The sequence below is a fragment of the Shewanella sp. M-Br genome, from assembly GCF_036245925.1.
Taxonomy (GTDB): Bacteria; Pseudomonadota; Gammaproteobacteria; order Enterobacterales; family Shewanellaceae; genus Shewanella; species Shewanella oncorhynchi.
In genome coordinates this window covers 1-15,297 of sequence record NZ_BJBV01000007.1, presented here as the reverse complement: position 1 = coordinate 15,297, position 15,297 = coordinate 1, and the positions used below count along the sequence as shown (strand labels likewise).

Here is a 15,297-nt window from a genome sequence, read left to right as displayed (position 1 = left end):
TTAAATGTTGGATCTTAACAGGCCGCTATTGCGGCCTTTTTTGTATCAGCTACTTCCTGAAGTGCTTGTCTTCGCATAAAATTCGGCCCGTTTACTGGTGCGCATGAGGCGCAAGTTATCGGTGTAAAAGGTGTAGTTAAATGGAACTTTCGATTCGCAGTTTATTCACTGCAGCGGGCATGATGTTGTTATCCTCTTTAACGGTTATTCCTGCGGCAAGCGCTGCGAGCAAAGCCGTCCATCCCACTGTCGATTTACCGAATGGCCAATGGCTTAATTTTCACCAAAAAGACAATCAAGTGTGGAGCGAAATGTCCGACGGCGATGCGCCCGGCGTACATCTTGATGATTATGGTGCGGCTGAAATTGTGGCCGTTTTTTACTATGACTTTGATAAGGGTGGCGACAAAGAAGTCGTGGTCATGCTTAAAGATGCTGATGGTCAGCATTTACGGGGTTATGGTTTTGAGGATTCAAAGCTCACTAAGCTACCACGCCTTCAAGTTGTGCTGGATGAAGTCGCCCCGACGTTATCGTCATTTACCGTCAGCGACACCCGCAAAGTGTTAAACCAAATTCCGCCGCAGCAATATCGCATGACCTATGATGTTGAGGCGATAGAAGATCCTGCCATTAAAGCGATTATCGATGGATCAACCAAGCTCAAACCAACCTTAATCGGCTATCGCAATGCTAAAGGTTTACCCGACGATGTGAAAAACGCGGACGAATATAAATTACGTTACCCCCTCACCCGCAAAGATAAAGATGCCCAAGGCCACGAGCATCAATACAGCTTAGTGACCCACTTTTATCGCAATGATTATCGCGAACAACAGGGCAGTTTTGTGTTGGTGAGCGTTGTCTTTGAAGCCGATGATGTGGACTGGCTAAACAGCGGTGAGGGTGAGATCCCAAAAACGGGCCCAGCTTATGATTATATGAATCTCGGTGGATCTTGGGCTGGACTTGCGCTTGAAAGTCATTATGCCCAAGGTGTGCTCGATGGCCCCTATATCGCCTACGATAACCGTAATGCCAATATCATGTTGAATGGTCAGTACAAACAAGGCAAAAAAGTCGGTAAATGGATGGAGGCTGACGGCCAAGCAAGCTATTGGGAAGGTGAATATCTTGACGGTAAAAAGCAAGGTAAATGGATTGCACAGTCCATGTTCGATGAGGCAGATAACTACGGTTTTGCCCATTACAATCAAGGAGTACTCGATGGCCCCTATGAAATCTATGAGCCCGAATATGGCGCAGACACAGGGGATAAGCGATTGTCTGAAAAAGGCATTTATCGCAACGGCGTCAAAGACGGTGAATGGCTTGAGAGCAATGGCAATAAAGGTCACTATCAAAACGGCATTAAACAAGGCCCTTGGGTAGATAAAGTCTCGCTTGGCGAATACCGCAACTATGTGGGTAACGGGGCTTACCTTGATGGCAAGCGCACTGGCCCTTGGGTATTTAAAACTGACAAGAAATCACGGATCGAAGTGACTTATCTCAATGGATTACGCGAAGGTGAAGAAAAACTAATCAGCGATGAAAATGTGCTCTTTGCCAATAAGCATTATAAGCAGGGCCTGCTCGATGGTCAGAGTATTTGGTACTCAGCACAGGATGTTGCCAGTGGCATTAGGCACTATCGCAAAGGTGAATACCATGGCATGCAGGCGATATTTGATCCTAACCATAATCACCGGCTTATGGAGTTAAGTCATTATGAATATGACGAAACCTTGCCCGTCAAGCCCTCTCAGGACGAGTGCATAATGCGAGAAAATCCCTATAGTAATGACTGTAAGGACATACTGAATCCCCCCTTTAGAAATACGCCATCGATTAAGCATGGGGAACAATATTATTATGATAGTAAAGGAAAATTATACAAATTTTCTGACTACCATCATGGCAACCTCATCAAAGAATATGAATTCGATGAAGAGGGGCATGTCCAAAAGCTGCAAAATAATCAACAGGGGCAAGACAGTCAAATCAGCATCCACTACAAGAAGGATGGCGGTTATTCACTGTCCAATTACAGCGACAATGAGCAACGTGGCTGGACATATGAAATCGATAACAAGGATCGATTACTGTCCCTGAAGTATTACCACGATGGTGAGAAAAAGGGGTTTATCATCCGCTATAACACAGATGGAAGTTATGCGATTACAGAAAGGTAAACATTAATATCGAACATCAGGCACTGCTTATCCTTTTATCCTAATGATTAACTCAAGACCTTGAAGACAATTACCAGCAAAAAGGCAAAGTTTAAAGTTGGGATATAGGGTAATGCGGATGCCATTGATTAAATTGACCTATATAAGCCTAATTAAAGTGCGCTTTATTCAGGCTAAGTAGAAATGGTTATTTTACCAATCACTTAGTTTGTTCTTGTTAATAGATGTAATGGTGCGTCATCACTTAAATAAATATCATCCACCAGATATAGCTTATTAGTACGGATCATCTGACGAATCGCCTCAACATAGGCGTGACCACGCTCCGAATATCGGTCTAACGTCCCTGCGAGTGCAGAGCCTGTCACAGCTTGATTAGCTTGTCTTGATTGGGCACGAAAATCTCGCATCTTCTGATAAGCATTATGGGTATTCAAATTCAACAAATACCCTTCCACCGAAGCAAATGGTGTATCGAATCGTGCTAAACCATAATTGCCTAAACCTTGGCGCTTCTGCCTAGGTTCCATACCATTACCCTTGAAATCCCACTGCCCAAATAATGCATTACCTTCACGGGCAAATCGCGATGTGCCCCAACCGCTTTCTTTTGCCGCTTGAGCTAACACTAACGATGGCGGCAGGATATCCACCCTTTCAAGTAGCATTTGTCTTTGGGCTTCTAACAGCGGTTTATCTTCACTGCTTATTACTTTGTACTTTACCCCTAAGGCTAATAACGCAATATCATCGAGGGGGGCAGACATAATGACCTGTCTTTCTTGCAAAATTTTCTCATTCGCCAATAAGACTAAAGGGGCAATCATCCTAAGAAACACCATTTTCTTTTGCTTCACCGGGAGTTGGCTTGACACTGAACTCCAGCCCTCACCCACGGCATCAAAGGTCAACCTAGGGACCGATTTATTACCATCACGAAAGCTTTCTGGCGTGTAATTAAGCGAGTCAAACAAGCCCATGAGTTCATCGAGAGAACTGATATTCAGACTCAGTTGTTTAATCTCTGGATTATCTAAGGATGACTGCTCAAGCATTTTTGGGGATGAGAAATGTTCAGCAACCGTTGGATTTGCAACAGCACCTTGATTCGCTTGCAACAGGGAAGTCGTCATCAGTTTTGGCAAACTCTGCATATGATGCAGAGCACTCTGACTGGCAACTAAAGGATTGGAAGCCGTCTGTGACTGAAAACCAAGAGCATCAACTGGCAGCCTATTCGAAATCAGCTTAGTCGCTAGCGTTTCTTGCACATACACCGAAGAGCATAAAACAGACAAAGCAATGAGTGCGAGCATAGCAACGGGAAGCTTAAACTTTATAAACATGGTATCTCTTTAACTGAGGTAAAACGGTAGCAATGGGATTAGCCAATACATCGGGGGCGTAAGGTAACAGTAAAAACCTGACAGTTTGCTTAATAGATATACAAAATGACCTATTACGATCATTTTATTAAGGAGAATAGGACGAACGCCTTCTTGGCCGCCTCTTGACCCAATGTCAGCAATTAAATCCAACACCTTGATTTATTTAAACTCAATATGAAAATAGCGAGCGTTCACTCGCCAATAGAGCTTGGCGAAATAAAATCAACTTATTCCAGTGCCAGCAAAACGAGGTAATGCCTCTTCAAGATAGGCGACGCAGGTGCGAAGTTTGGCAGACGTTTCTAATCGTGAAGCATAAATTACATGAATTTCAGCGGATTGATGATACTCGGGGAGTACTCTGACTAATCTGCCACTTAAGAAATCTTGCTGTAAATCCCAGATGGAGCGCAACATAATACCGTGGCCTTTAAGGCACCACTGCTTAGCGACTGTGCCATTATTGGTCATCAAGGAAGCCGCTAAATCAACCGAGGCTATGCCAGCCGCACTTTCCAATCGCCACACTCTATGGTTTTGATCGCGCTCGCGGATCCCTATGCACTTATGCTCGGCTAATGCCGCGAGATTATTTGGCATGCCATGCGTGTCGATATAGGTCGGCGATGCCGCCAATACCCGATAATTACTCGCAAGACGCTTAGCTATCATTTGCGGTGGCAATTCGCCACCGACACGGATCTCCAGATCAAAACCTTCAGAGACCAGATCGACCGGGCGGTCGAGCAACTCTAAATCAACTTCTAATTCGGGATAGTGGAACACGAGGTCTGAAATAATCGGCGCAATACAGTGGCTGCCAAATCCTGTGCTGGTTGCGATACGTAATCGCCCCCGTGGCACTTGCTGCTCTAAACTAATTTCAAGGCTCATTTGCTCCATGGTATCGAGCAAACGTTCGGACCATTCCAAGGCAATCTTACCCTCTAAGGTGAGACTGACACTTCTGGCAGAGCGCAGAAACAAGCGTACTCCGAGCGCTTTTTCTAATAGGCCAATGCGTTTACTCACATACGCTGGAGAAAAAGATAATTGCTCCGCAGCGGCTGTAAATCCCCCGCTTGTTGCGGCGAGAACAAAGACCCGTAAATCTTCAAGTGGCGGCAGTTGACTCACGATTCGTAATCCTTAACAAAACATTTAGCCTATTCATACACGATACGAATATGGAATAACATACTAAAAACGCAGAATCCCCTATTGGAGTCGAAGATGTCTAAGGTAAAAATCGCCGTAATTGCCGGAGATGGCATAGGTACTGAAGTGATCCCCGAAGGGATACGCACACTCGAAGCCGCAGGAAAAATCTTAGGTGTGGCGTTTGAGTGGACCTACTTCGACTGGTCCTGTGAAACCTACCATAAAACCGGTCGCATGATGCCAGAGGATGGACTTGAGCAACTAAAATCCTTTGATGCCATCTACTTAGGCGCTGTTGGATTTCCAGGCGTTCCCGACCATATTTCACTCTGGGGATTGCTACTACCGATCCGCAGAGCCTTTGAGCAATACGTGAACCTTAGGCCTATTCGGTTATTTGAAGGCGTGCCCTGCCCACTCGCAGGCAAAAAGCCCGGCGATATCGATTTTTATGTAGTACGTGAAAACGTGGAAGGCGAATATTCCGCCGTCGGCGGCATTCAATATGAAGGCACTGAACATGAGATAGTCTCCCAGCAAAGCATTTTTACCCGTCGTGGCACAGACCGCATCTTAAAATATGCCTTCGATTTAGCCCAAAGCCGCGAGGCAAAGCACTTAACCTCGGCGACCAAATCCAATGGCATATTTCACTCTATGCCTTATTGGGATAGTCGCGTCGGGGAAATGGCAAAACAGTATCCAAATGTTAAGGTCGACCAATATCATATCGATATTCTGACGGCAAATTTCGTACTGAAACCTGAGCATTTTGACGTGGTTGTTGGCTCAAATTTGTTTGGCGATATCCTGTCTGATCTTGGCCCTGCGTGCACTGGCACTATCGCCATTGCCCCTTCGGCGAACATCAATCCAAGCAAGGAATTTCCGTCGATGTTTGAGCCGGTACATGGTTCGGCGCCGGATATTGCAGGCCAAGGTATTGCCAATCCTTTAGGCACAATTTGGGCAGGCGCTATGATGATGCAACATTTAGGTTATGGTGCAATGCACGACCTGATACTCAGCGCAATAGAAAACGTATTGAAAGATAAGCTGTCTTTAACCCGCGATATGGGCGGAACGGCAAATACTCGGGAACTGACCGATGCGGTGATCGCTGCGATTAGTCGCAATTAAAACGTGCATCAAAACCTAATGCTAAAAGCCCTTTAACATTAGGATTGAAAGGAGTTTAGACTATCAAGCCGCTGATAATAAATGCATTAATAAGCTAGCCAGTTAATGCATTTATTAAAGGCCCCTCCTTACAGCGGCATTCTGTACTCAATGACTCCCGGTTTTTCACCAATCCAGTTATAGAGTTTTTGCGCGGTTAAATTTGTTTCCTGTGTATGCCAGTACAGGCGCGCACACTTGTGTTCAATGGCCGCTTGCTTTACATACTCAATCAATTGCTTTCCAACATGTTGCCCCCTTGCCGTTGGGGCAACAAACAAGTCTTCAAGATAACAATAATCCGTTTCGGCCCAAGTAGAACGATGAAAAACATAGTGCACAAAACCGAGTAAGTTTTGGCCCTCTCTTGCGACGGCGCAATAAATGGGTTCTTGGTCATCGAAAAATCGGCGCCACGTGGCTTGGGTGATCGCTTCTGATAACGCCACTTTGTAAAAAGTCTGGTAATCACGCCAGTGTGATAACCAGAGTGAATAGTCCGTTTCTTTAACCATATCAATGGTTACTGTTAGTGATTGGCTGGACATTAGCGCACTCCTTGAAATTAAGTAAATGGTCTCAGTTTTACTGAAGCAAGATTCTAGATTCAATTGTGGTACCGCATAAGGTACACTTTTTGTATTTTTTACAGTACCAGTTAGCAAATGAAAAAACCTCAATCCAATTTCCCTCACTTGCAACTCAAAGATGGCATCCTCAAAGATCAGCTTTATCATGCATTTAGAGAGGCCATTCTTGATGGACGTTTACACCCGCGAATGAAGCTCCCATCCAGCAGAGCCTTGTCGGAAACCATGCAGATTTCACGTAACTCAGTACTGCAAGGGTTTGAGCGCCTGATTGATGAAGGCTATCTGCTGACTAAACCGGGATCGGGCACTTATGTGTCAGATACCATTCCCGATGAACTGATCGATATTCCAAACCGTGCCAGAGAAAGCGCTCAAGCCTTTGATTCCGATTTAGAAATTAATCCACAGTTAATAGAAATGGCGCGACTGAAAGCGAAGGGGAATACGGACCACAGCCATAGCATGTTTAATATTGGCGTCGGATGCGTCGATATTTTCCCGCACCAACTTTGGGGGCGGCTGTTAGGCCGAGTTTGGCGGCAATCGCGTAAAACCTTAGGTAAATCAAACCATAGCGAGGGGTATTTGCCGCTGCGTGAGGCGATAAGTGACTATGCGCGTTCGACCCGCGGCCTCAATTGCACACCTGAGCAGATCATCATAGTCAATGGAACTCAGCAGGCCATTAACCTCACGGCGCAGGTACTACTCCAACAGGGAGATGAAGTCTGGCTTGATGAACCTGGATATGATGGCGCTTTAGGCGCTTTTCTCTCGCAAAATATGCAAGTTCGTCCTGTGAGTGTTGATGATGAGGGCACAAATATTGCCGATGCGATCCAGCGGTGGCCCTCAGTGAAACTGGCTTTTACCGCGCCCTCACACCAATTTCCCCTCGGCGGTATGCTAAGTCTGCCACGACGATTGGCCTTACTCGATTGGGCCGCTGAGCAGAGTAAATGGATTTTAGAAGATGACTATAATAGCGAGTTTCGTTATAGCGCCCGTCCGATACAGGCATTACAGGGGCTCGATAAACATCAAAGGGTGATCTACGCTGGCACCTTTTCCAAGATGCTGCTACCCGAATTACGACTCGGCTTTTTGGTGGTGCCCCCTAAATTGATACAGGCCTTCCAGCTAGCAAAGCATTACGCCGATACGCACACGGCTCACCTAGAGCAAGCAACATTAGCGCTGTTTATCGCCGAAGGACATTATGCGCGGCATGTTCGCCGAGTGCGAAAAGCCTGCTTAGCGCGCCAAACAGCGTTAATCGCGGCAATTGAGCAGTATCTGCCCGACAAATTGTCCGTTCAAACCTCTGACTCAGGTATTCACCTCGTGTGTTGGCTGAAGGGCGACTTGACCGAAGAGGAAGTGATCAACAAATGCCGCCAACTACGTTTGGGGGCACAGCCTTTGTCTCGATATTGCCAAGCGCCCTATCCAAGGCAAGCTATCTTACTGGGCTATGCCGCTCATACGCCTGATGAGCTGCGGGAAAGTATCAAAAAACTGGCGCAGATCCTTTAATATCCAAGCTTAAAAAGCCTGAAAGAAAATCCCGAAAGCACTGAAGATGGCAACAAACCATGTGAGGGATCTTAAGGTGCCTTTGTTGGCAAGATAGAGGATGTGATACACAAAGCGGGCGCCTACATGGACGATTGCGAGCCACTCAGTGGTGGGATTTACTTTGCCGGTAGCAATCACCACTAATACGGCTAGGCCAAACACCAGCAATGATTCAAAGGCATTTTGATGTCCCGCTAAAGCGCGAGCGCCAAAACCGGTTAGCTGTGCTTGCTGAGCACGGGGATGATTATTATCGTAACCACCCGCCTTTGCCATCGCCCAAGCCACTGGACTTTTCGCAAGATATGGCAATAACATGGCGACAAATAAGCAAATAAGTAAGGTATTCATGGGGTAATCTTCCTTTGATTGTTGTTTTAAGCTCTACTGTTTGAGTTCTACTGTTTGAGTTCTACAGCTATAAGTGCCTAAGTTACAAGTGTATTGATTAGCGGCGTTATTTCACCATATACATGCCTTCACTTGCGGGACGACTAAATTTAAAGCCAAACTTTTCATAAAGTTCAGGCACATCCGCCATCAGGGTAATATACGCGCCCTCAAAAGCCTCACGATCTAAATAAGCCATGATGTACTGCATAATAAGCCGCCCTAATCCCTTACCTTGATGCTCAGGATCCACTGCGATATCGACAATTTCGAAGTTGAGTGCGCCGTCACCAACCACACGCCCCATACCCACAGTCTGTTCGGCGAGCTTTATTTGCACGCCATATAAACTCCTTGGCAAGGCCTTGATGGCCCCCTCCAATGGTCTAGGGCTTAAGCCAGAAATCTGTCGTAGACGAACAAAATCATTGGCAGAAACAACGCCTTCAAGCACTTGGTACATGATATTTCCTATTGTTTTATTCAGTCACTTGCTTTCAGTCACTTGGCTTTCAACTATTTAGCTTTCAATCACCTCAAGAACAAAGCCTTCATCCAGAGTCGGCGGCTGAAAATAACCGCTCACATGCCAGAACATCGCCTCAGTATCGAACATGGCGCGCTCAGGGTGGCTTTGTCTGCGTTTATCGAGTTGACTCAAACAAAGCGCATCGCTGTGATTAAGATAAATAAGTTTATGGGCGGCACAATCAGTAAAAATGCTTCGAAACCACAGGCGCTGATTGATAGTATTCGCGGGAAAGTCCATGACCACAGAAACACCCGAACAGAGCAGTTCCTGCACATGCTTTTTAAGCAAAGGCTTAAGGCGAGCGGAATAGCTCAAGTAAGTATCAAAATCTTTAATTTCATCGGGGTATAGCGCCGCCAGCCATGCGTCTTCCGAGATTAAAATACAGTTTTCGGCCTCAGCAAGTTGTCGCGATAAGGTTGATTTACCTGCGCCCATTTTGCCACAAAAGAATATTAACGTACCTTTACTGACCAATTGTCCTAACGCATTCTGCTGTGTCATCTTCACTCCTTGATTACTGGTCTTTTATCTCAGCCGACGATTTCACTCGCTATGACACCAATGAACAACAGTACAGAGCATCACATAAAGCATGAACACCGAGCAAGACTTGGGACGAGTTTAAGGTAATAAAATCCCATTACATTAATGACTATCCTGTGTTTAGACAGCAGACGTTTACCGCTATTCGCACAATCCACCGTTAGCTTTTTTGAGATCTGACATCTCTTCGTCCGCTTAGATCGCCTCGCTCTCTGAGCCCTATCCTTTCCTTAAACCAGAGACAAACCAAAGCATTTAACTCGAATGATAAAACAATAAACCACATTATTAATCTAACAATTAAGCACTAAAGTAGTAATTTACGCTTAGCAATAAAAACATTACCACCATTCATGCTATGACATTAATTTAGGCGTATGCTAGGGTAAGAATGAAAGGATAACCGTCATAAGTGCAAAGGAGGCTCTATGAGCACTGTCGTTCCACGTACCGTCACTTCCCCTAAAAAATTCATTATCGGCAAGGGCCTATTAGCTCAAATGCATGATTATGTTAAGGACTTTGGTGACAATGCTTTTATCATCTGCGATGAATTTATCCTCAGCCGCGTGAAGAATGAAGCGGTCGCTGGGCTAGATCATAATGGGATCAGCAGCCACCTCGAAAAATTCAACTATGAGTGCAGCGAAGCCGAGATAAAGCGCTTAGGCGCGCTGGCAGAACAGCATCATACCAACGTTATTGTTGGAGTTGGCGGTGGAAAAACCTTAGATGCCGCCAAAGCCGTCGCTTTCTATCAAAAACGGCCTGTCATCTTGTACCCCACAATTGCTTCAACCGATGCGCCTTGTACTGCACTTGCAGTGATCTACTCCGAAACAGGTGAGTTTGAACGCTATCTGTTTCTGCCACAGAACCCAGATGCTGTCGTTGCCGACACTGCTATTATCGCCGCGGCTCCGGCCCGATTTTTTGCGGCAGGCATAGGCGATGCACTGGCAACCTATTTTGAAGCTCGTGCCTGCTATCAATCGGATGGCGTCAACCTAGTCCTGAAAAAGCCTTCCCGCACAGGGCTGGGATTGGCCCAACTTTGTTATCAGTTACTGACTGAAAATGTTGAAGCTGCTATGGACGCCGTTAAAAACAAAATAGTCACACCTGCGCTAGAGCAAACCATTGAAGCCACCATCTATCTCAGTGGTGTTGGTGCAGAAGCAGGCGGGTTAGCCGCCGCCCATGCCGTAAACAATGGTATGTCAGCGGTGGCAGACTTACATAAAGCTCAGCACGGCGAGAAAGTCGTCTTTGGGCTGCTAACTCAGCTCGTGCTCGAAAATGCCCCAAAAGCCGAAATCGATAACGTTATCCGCATCATCAAAACGGCAGGACTGCCGCTCACACTCGCAGATTTAGGGCTGAAAACCTTTATCGAGGCCGAGTGGCGCAAAGTGGCTGAGATAGCCTGTGCTGAAGGCGATACTATGGGCAATATGCCGATGAAATTAACCGCAGATGATGTCTATCAAGCCATGATAGCCGCCAATGCCATGGCTGAACGCTATAAAACAGCAGAAGCTTGTTAACCGTAACAATATGACGTGTACACCGTAGGCAGAAATAAGCTATATATCTGATTTTATTCATTAATGCTACTAAAATAGTTCCTACTGCCACATGAGTTGACCGTTCATCCTAGGCTTCCTTGCCACATATCAATGGTAAGGGAGCCCACAACAAACAAGACATTTCCACCCTCGATGCCAAAGCTGGCATTTACGCTCTATTTGTTAAACGCTTGGAGGCACATATGGCTTATGCAACAACCAATCCCTTTACGGGAAAGCTCATTAAAGAATTTCCAAATGCAACAGATACCGAAGTCACACAGGCGATAGAATCCGCCCATCAGGCATTTTTAAGCTGGCGAACCACTCCCTTTGCCGACAAGGCCGCAATACTGTCTAAGGCAGCGAAGATCCTCAGAGACAACAAGTCCAAATACGCCAATCTACTGACCTTAGAAATGGGCAAAGTCTCAGCAGAAGCCGAAGCTGAAGTCGAACTGTCGGCGCAAATTTTCGAATACTACGCCGAACATGCCGAGCGACTGCTGGCACCGCAAAAACTGCCGGTTGCCGATCCCGCCGAAGGTGAAGCGATACTGGTTAACGAACCGCTGGGCGTATTATTGGCCATCGAACCTTGGAACTTTCCCTACTACCAAATTGCGCGCATCTTAGCGCCGCAGCTTGCCGCCGGAAATACCTTACTACTCAAACATGCATCCAACGTGCCCCAGTGCGCTGCGGCCTTTGAAGGCTTAATGCGCGACGCCGGACTGCCCTCAGGTGCATTCCAAAATCTGTATGCCACCCGAGAGCAGATAGAACAGATCATCAATTCGCCCAAAGTGCATGGTGTTGCGCTCACGGGATCTGAAGATGCGGGATCGATCATTGCCGCACTGGCGGGTAAGGCACTGAAAAAGTCCACGCTAGAACTGGGTGGCGCAGATGCCTTTATCGTACTTGAAGATGCCGATCTGCCTAAAACCATCGGCTGGGCTGTGTTTGGCCGTCACTGGAACGCGGGACAGGTCTGTACATCATCTAAGCGGATGATCTTAGTTGAAGCCATTTACGATGAATTTATGAAGGGTTATATCAAGGGGATCGAAGCGCTAAAAGCGGGCGACCCTATGGACTCGGCAACTACGCTAGCGCCACTGTCTTCCCAAGGTGCGGCCGATGAGTTGAAGCAGAAAATTCGTGATGCCGTAAAACACGGCGCAACCGCGACCGAAGTAGGGCCAAAAGTGCCGCAGCAAGGCGCCTTTGTGCAGCCAACAATACTGACAAACCTGACGCCAGATAACCCAGCCTACTATTGGGAATTCTTCGGTCCTGTATCCAGCATCCACAGAGTGAAGGATGAGCAAGCAGCGATTGCCATCGCCAATGACTCGCCTTTTGGATTGGGTGGCTCAGTGTTTACCGCCGACACCCAACGCGGGCTGGCGGTCGCTAAGCAGGTTTCCACAGGCATGATGTTTGTCAATCATCCAACTATGGTCAAGGCCGACTTACCCTTTGGTGGCGTGCGCCGCTCAGGTTATGGCCGCGAGTTGATTGATTTAGGATTGAAAGAGTTTGTAAACCACAAGCTGATTAATGTGGTCGACATCAACGCGCCTTTCTAAACACTTAGAAAATAGCAACATCTGACTAAACGCCTGACGGAATAATCTGTCAGGCGTTTTATTTAACGTGCTTTATCCAAGGCATCACATAAGGCTTGAACGCCAAGTAAAGCTCTGGGCGTCGCGCGGTGTAATAAATCGGCATTGAGTTGATAAATATGCTGTTTCTTCACGGCAGGAATTTCTGGCCATTGGCGCCAATCAACCCCTTTCACATTACCTTCTTCTTCACTCTGCAAAATCACCTCGGGCAAGGTCAGCAAGACGTTTTCTAAACTGACTTGCGGATAATCACTGGCAGCATCGTAAAACACATTTTGTCCATGGCACACACTGATGATCTGTTGGATCCAACTGTTTTTAGAGACTGTCATCAAGGGGGTCGACCAGAGTTGATAGAATACCTTAGGTTCTGATTTTTTAGCATTTTCAACCCGCAATCGGATAAGCTCAGCGCGATAAACGGCCGCAGCCTTGCTTGCTTCTTCAACATGCCCCGTAAGTTGGCCTAACTCTTCAAGCTCCTTGGCGACGCCTTCTAAGGTTTTAGGATCGCTACCATAAAGGTTAAATCCTAACGTCCTAAGCTGGTTGATATCTTCGGCTTTATTACCCGAATCCCACACCACAATCAGATCGGGATTAAGCTCCATCACCCGCTCCATTTGAATACCATAGTAACCACCAATACGCGGGATATTTTTTGCCGCCTCGGGATAATCCGCATAATCGGTTGCGGCCACAATCGTATCGCCCGCACCTATGGCGTAAAGCATTTCCACCGCATGGGGCGAGAGCGCAATAATGCGTTTAGCGGGCTGCGCCAATACGCTATGGGGAAGAAACAGACTGAGCCCAAAAACGAGTCCAGCTAAGTGTCGCTTAATCATGATATGCCTTAGTATTTATCCCCAAACCGCCTGAAGATGCAGGCGTAGTAGCTTCAGGTCACTTGGGGTTATAGAGTTAAACTAGCTGCTCTGGCCAGCCATAGTGTTCGATATAGGTTTGTAGATTCTTGGGGCGATACTGAGGATCTTGATCCCAGCGGGCCTTCACCGAATGATGCAAAAGTACTGGGATTTGCTCAGGGTCGAGTGGTCGCAAATATTCCTGTTTTATCCGATAAAAACTGCGTCTCGAGTCATGTAAGGTCGCGAGCGGATTTGGATGCACACTCGCGGCTAAGTGTGGCTCTAGGCTTAAATTAAATTTCTGCGCCTCGGATATCATCCACAACAGTGCAATATCCGACAACAATGAACCGTCTTTATCGGGTTTATAACTGCCGCCAATATTGCTATGGGCGCCCGCAAACCACACTTGCTGCATGTCCATATTGTCACGCAGTTGCCAAATAGTCGGCTCAAAATCACTACGATGTTCATCTATGGCTAAGGCATGACGGGCAACGCGCACATTGCGGCCAATTTTAGTGTCGTAAAACTCGTCTTTATCTTCGAACAAGCCTAAAAATGAAATAGGGATCCCCATAGCACCCACGGTATCCCACACGCCAACAAACTTAATTTCCCGAGATTCATGACTGTATCTCGCTCTAAAATCTAGGGATTTTTCACCATCAGGCGCAAAGGGCGCACTGCTTTTTTTATAGTGGTCGAAAGCTTGTTGAATCAACGCCGCATCGGGACGTTTGAGTATGCCGCAGTTATTAATCAAGCCACACAAGCAACGCACAGTGTAAGCACCGCGGCTAAAACCAAAGAGATAAATCTCATCGCCGGGGGAATAGTTTTGCACTATATAGCGATACCCATCCATGATGTTTTTATGTAAACCGCGCCCTGTTGCGCCACCGATGGTTTGATCGTAATAGGAACCCACGCCCCAATCATAAAATACCTGTTGGGGTTTGCCGTCACTGGCCAAGGGGCTAATAGCCCGCGCGAGGCGCAGCACATTGGTTGGGAAATCGACCTTAAGATCTTTCTCGGGCCGATTCCAAGTCCCATCGGCACAAATCACAATACGTTTATTCATAGGATCATCCTTGAGTCACTGATACCCAATCTCGCTGGTAAAAATCTGTCGATACAGACGCTAACGGGTTTTACCAAGAATAACAGCCTCGATAGCCTTGTTTGCTGGCGATTCAAGGCGTTAAAAGCTCATCTTGCTTTACATGCTAACGTCGCAGCAAAAAACCTATAGTGACATAAAAACCTAAGCTGACAAATTGAAACAATAAAATGCAACTAAAGTTTGCATGTGTAATGTTCGTACGAGAGAAGATTAATGCTTTCTTTAACAAGAGTTAGACAGAGGAGCGTTAAATATAGAAGGGCTAATATCACTAAATGACTTATTGCTTGGTTATTAAATGCAGGCCCCTATTGAAGGGCGATCCATGGTATTTGCTCGACGACACGGTGATGGCTCACCTATTTAGCATTGACGTAGCCTGTAGACTTAAAAACCTTATGCTGCACGCTTTGGGACAAAAGTGCACGAATAGTACGATTGAGTGACTTATAACTTAAGCTGTTGGGAACTTAATGCATAGGCCCCGACTTATAGGTTTGCCATACCATTTGCTCGTCGACTCGCAGCA

13 protein-coding genes are annotated in these 15,297 nt (G+C 46.5%); 5 read left to right on the top strand and 8 right to left on the bottom strand.

The features are described from left to right. The first annotated feature begins 140 nt into the window (after nucleotides 1-140). Nucleotides 141-2,195, top strand: coding sequence for a toxin-antitoxin system YwqK family antitoxin (locus tag AAA952_RS07180; RefSeq protein ID WP_338255641.1), 2,055 nt, complete (start codon nucleotides 141-143; stop codon nucleotides 2,193-2,195). 203 nt (nucleotides 2,196-2,398) lie between these two features. Here the strand turns inward: AAA952_RS07180 and AAA952_RS07175 are convergent, their stop codons facing one another. After that, complete coding sequence (locus tag AAA952_RS07175) at nucleotides 2,399-3,541, bottom strand: glucosaminidase domain-containing protein (RefSeq protein ID WP_338255639.1); 1,143 nt, start codon at nucleotides 3,539-3,541, stop codon at nucleotides 2,399-2,401. Nucleotides 3,542-3,805: 264 nt separating this feature from the next. After that, entirely contained in the window at nucleotides 3,806-4,720 is a 915-nt protein-coding gene (locus AAA952_RS07170; protein WP_338255637.1) for a LysR family transcriptional regulator, read from the bottom strand. 96 nt (nucleotides 4,721-4,816) lie between these two features. On the opposite strand from AAA952_RS07170, the gene AAA952_RS07165 reads away from it, so the two are divergent. After that, on the top strand, nucleotides 4,817-5,884 hold the full coding sequence (locus AAA952_RS07165) for a tartrate dehydrogenase (protein WP_338255635.1): 1,068 nt from the start codon (nucleotides 4,817-4,819) through the stop codon (nucleotides 5,882-5,884). Between the two features lie 128 nt (nucleotides 5,885-6,012). Here the strand turns inward: AAA952_RS07165 and AAA952_RS07160 are convergent, their stop codons facing one another. Then, a complete protein-coding gene (locus tag AAA952_RS07160; protein WP_338255633.1) occupies nucleotides 6,013-6,471 on the bottom strand; it encodes a GNAT family N-acetyltransferase in 459 nt (152 codons plus the stop codon). Nucleotides 6,472-6,588: 117 nt separating this feature from the next. Between AAA952_RS07160 and pdxR the strand changes: the two genes are divergently transcribed. Next, complete coding sequence (gene pdxR / locus AAA952_RS07155; RefSeq protein WP_338255631.1) at nucleotides 6,589-8,052, top strand: MocR-like pyridoxine biosynthesis transcription factor PdxR; 1,464 nt, start codon at nucleotides 6,589-6,591, stop codon at nucleotides 8,050-8,052. A 9-nt stretch (nucleotides 8,053-8,061) separates the two neighbouring features. Here the strand turns inward: pdxR and AAA952_RS07150 are convergent, their stop codons facing one another. The 3 genes from AAA952_RS07150 to AAA952_RS07140 form a co-directional block, all read right to left on the bottom strand. After that, nucleotides 8,062-8,445 carry an MAPEG family protein gene (locus tag AAA952_RS07150; RefSeq protein WP_338255629.1) on the bottom strand — a complete coding sequence of 128 codons (384 nt, stop codon included), beginning with the start codon at nucleotides 8,443-8,445 and terminating at the stop codon, nucleotides 8,062-8,064. Between the two features lie 106 nt (nucleotides 8,446-8,551). Next, the gene (locus AAA952_RS07145) at nucleotides 8,552-8,947 is read right to left on the bottom strand and encodes a GNAT family N-acetyltransferase (protein ID WP_263186616.1); all 396 of its coding nucleotides are present in this window, start codon (nucleotides 8,945-8,947) and stop codon (nucleotides 8,552-8,554) included. Between the two features lie 57 nt (nucleotides 8,948-9,004). Beyond that, the gene (locus AAA952_RS07140) at nucleotides 9,005-9,520 is read right to left on the bottom strand and encodes an AAA family ATPase (RefSeq protein WP_338255625.1); all 516 of its coding nucleotides are present in this window, start codon (nucleotides 9,518-9,520) and stop codon (nucleotides 9,005-9,007) included. A 470-nt stretch (nucleotides 9,521-9,990) separates the two neighbouring features. On the opposite strand from AAA952_RS07140, the gene AAA952_RS07135 reads away from it, so the two are divergent. Both AAA952_RS07135 and AAA952_RS07130 read left to right on the top strand, forming a co-directional pair. Continuing rightward, nucleotides 9,991-11,109 carry a glycerol dehydrogenase gene (locus tag AAA952_RS07135; RefSeq protein WP_338255623.1) on the top strand — a complete coding sequence of 373 codons (1,119 nt, stop codon included), beginning with the start codon at nucleotides 9,991-9,993 and terminating at the stop codon, nucleotides 11,107-11,109. Nucleotides 11,110-11,333: 224 nt separating this feature from the next. Next, on the top strand, nucleotides 11,334-12,725 hold the full coding sequence (locus AAA952_RS07130; RefSeq protein ID WP_338255621.1) for an NAD-dependent succinate-semialdehyde dehydrogenase: 1,392 nt from the start codon (nucleotides 11,334-11,336) through the stop codon (nucleotides 12,723-12,725). A 62-nt stretch (nucleotides 12,726-12,787) separates the two neighbouring features. Here the strand turns inward: AAA952_RS07130 and AAA952_RS07125 are convergent, their stop codons facing one another. After that, nucleotides 12,788-13,615: a cobalamin-binding protein gene (locus AAA952_RS07125; protein WP_338255619.1), complete on the bottom strand. Its 828-nt coding sequence runs from the start codon at nucleotides 13,613-13,615 to the stop codon at nucleotides 12,788-12,790. A gap of 76 nt (nucleotides 13,616-13,691) precedes the next feature. Next, nucleotides 13,692-14,726, bottom strand: coding sequence for a DUF2235 domain-containing protein (locus AAA952_RS07120; RefSeq protein ID WP_338255617.1), 1,035 nt, complete (start codon nucleotides 14,724-14,726; stop codon nucleotides 13,692-13,694). Between the last annotated feature and the right edge of the window lie 571 nt (nucleotides 14,727-15,297).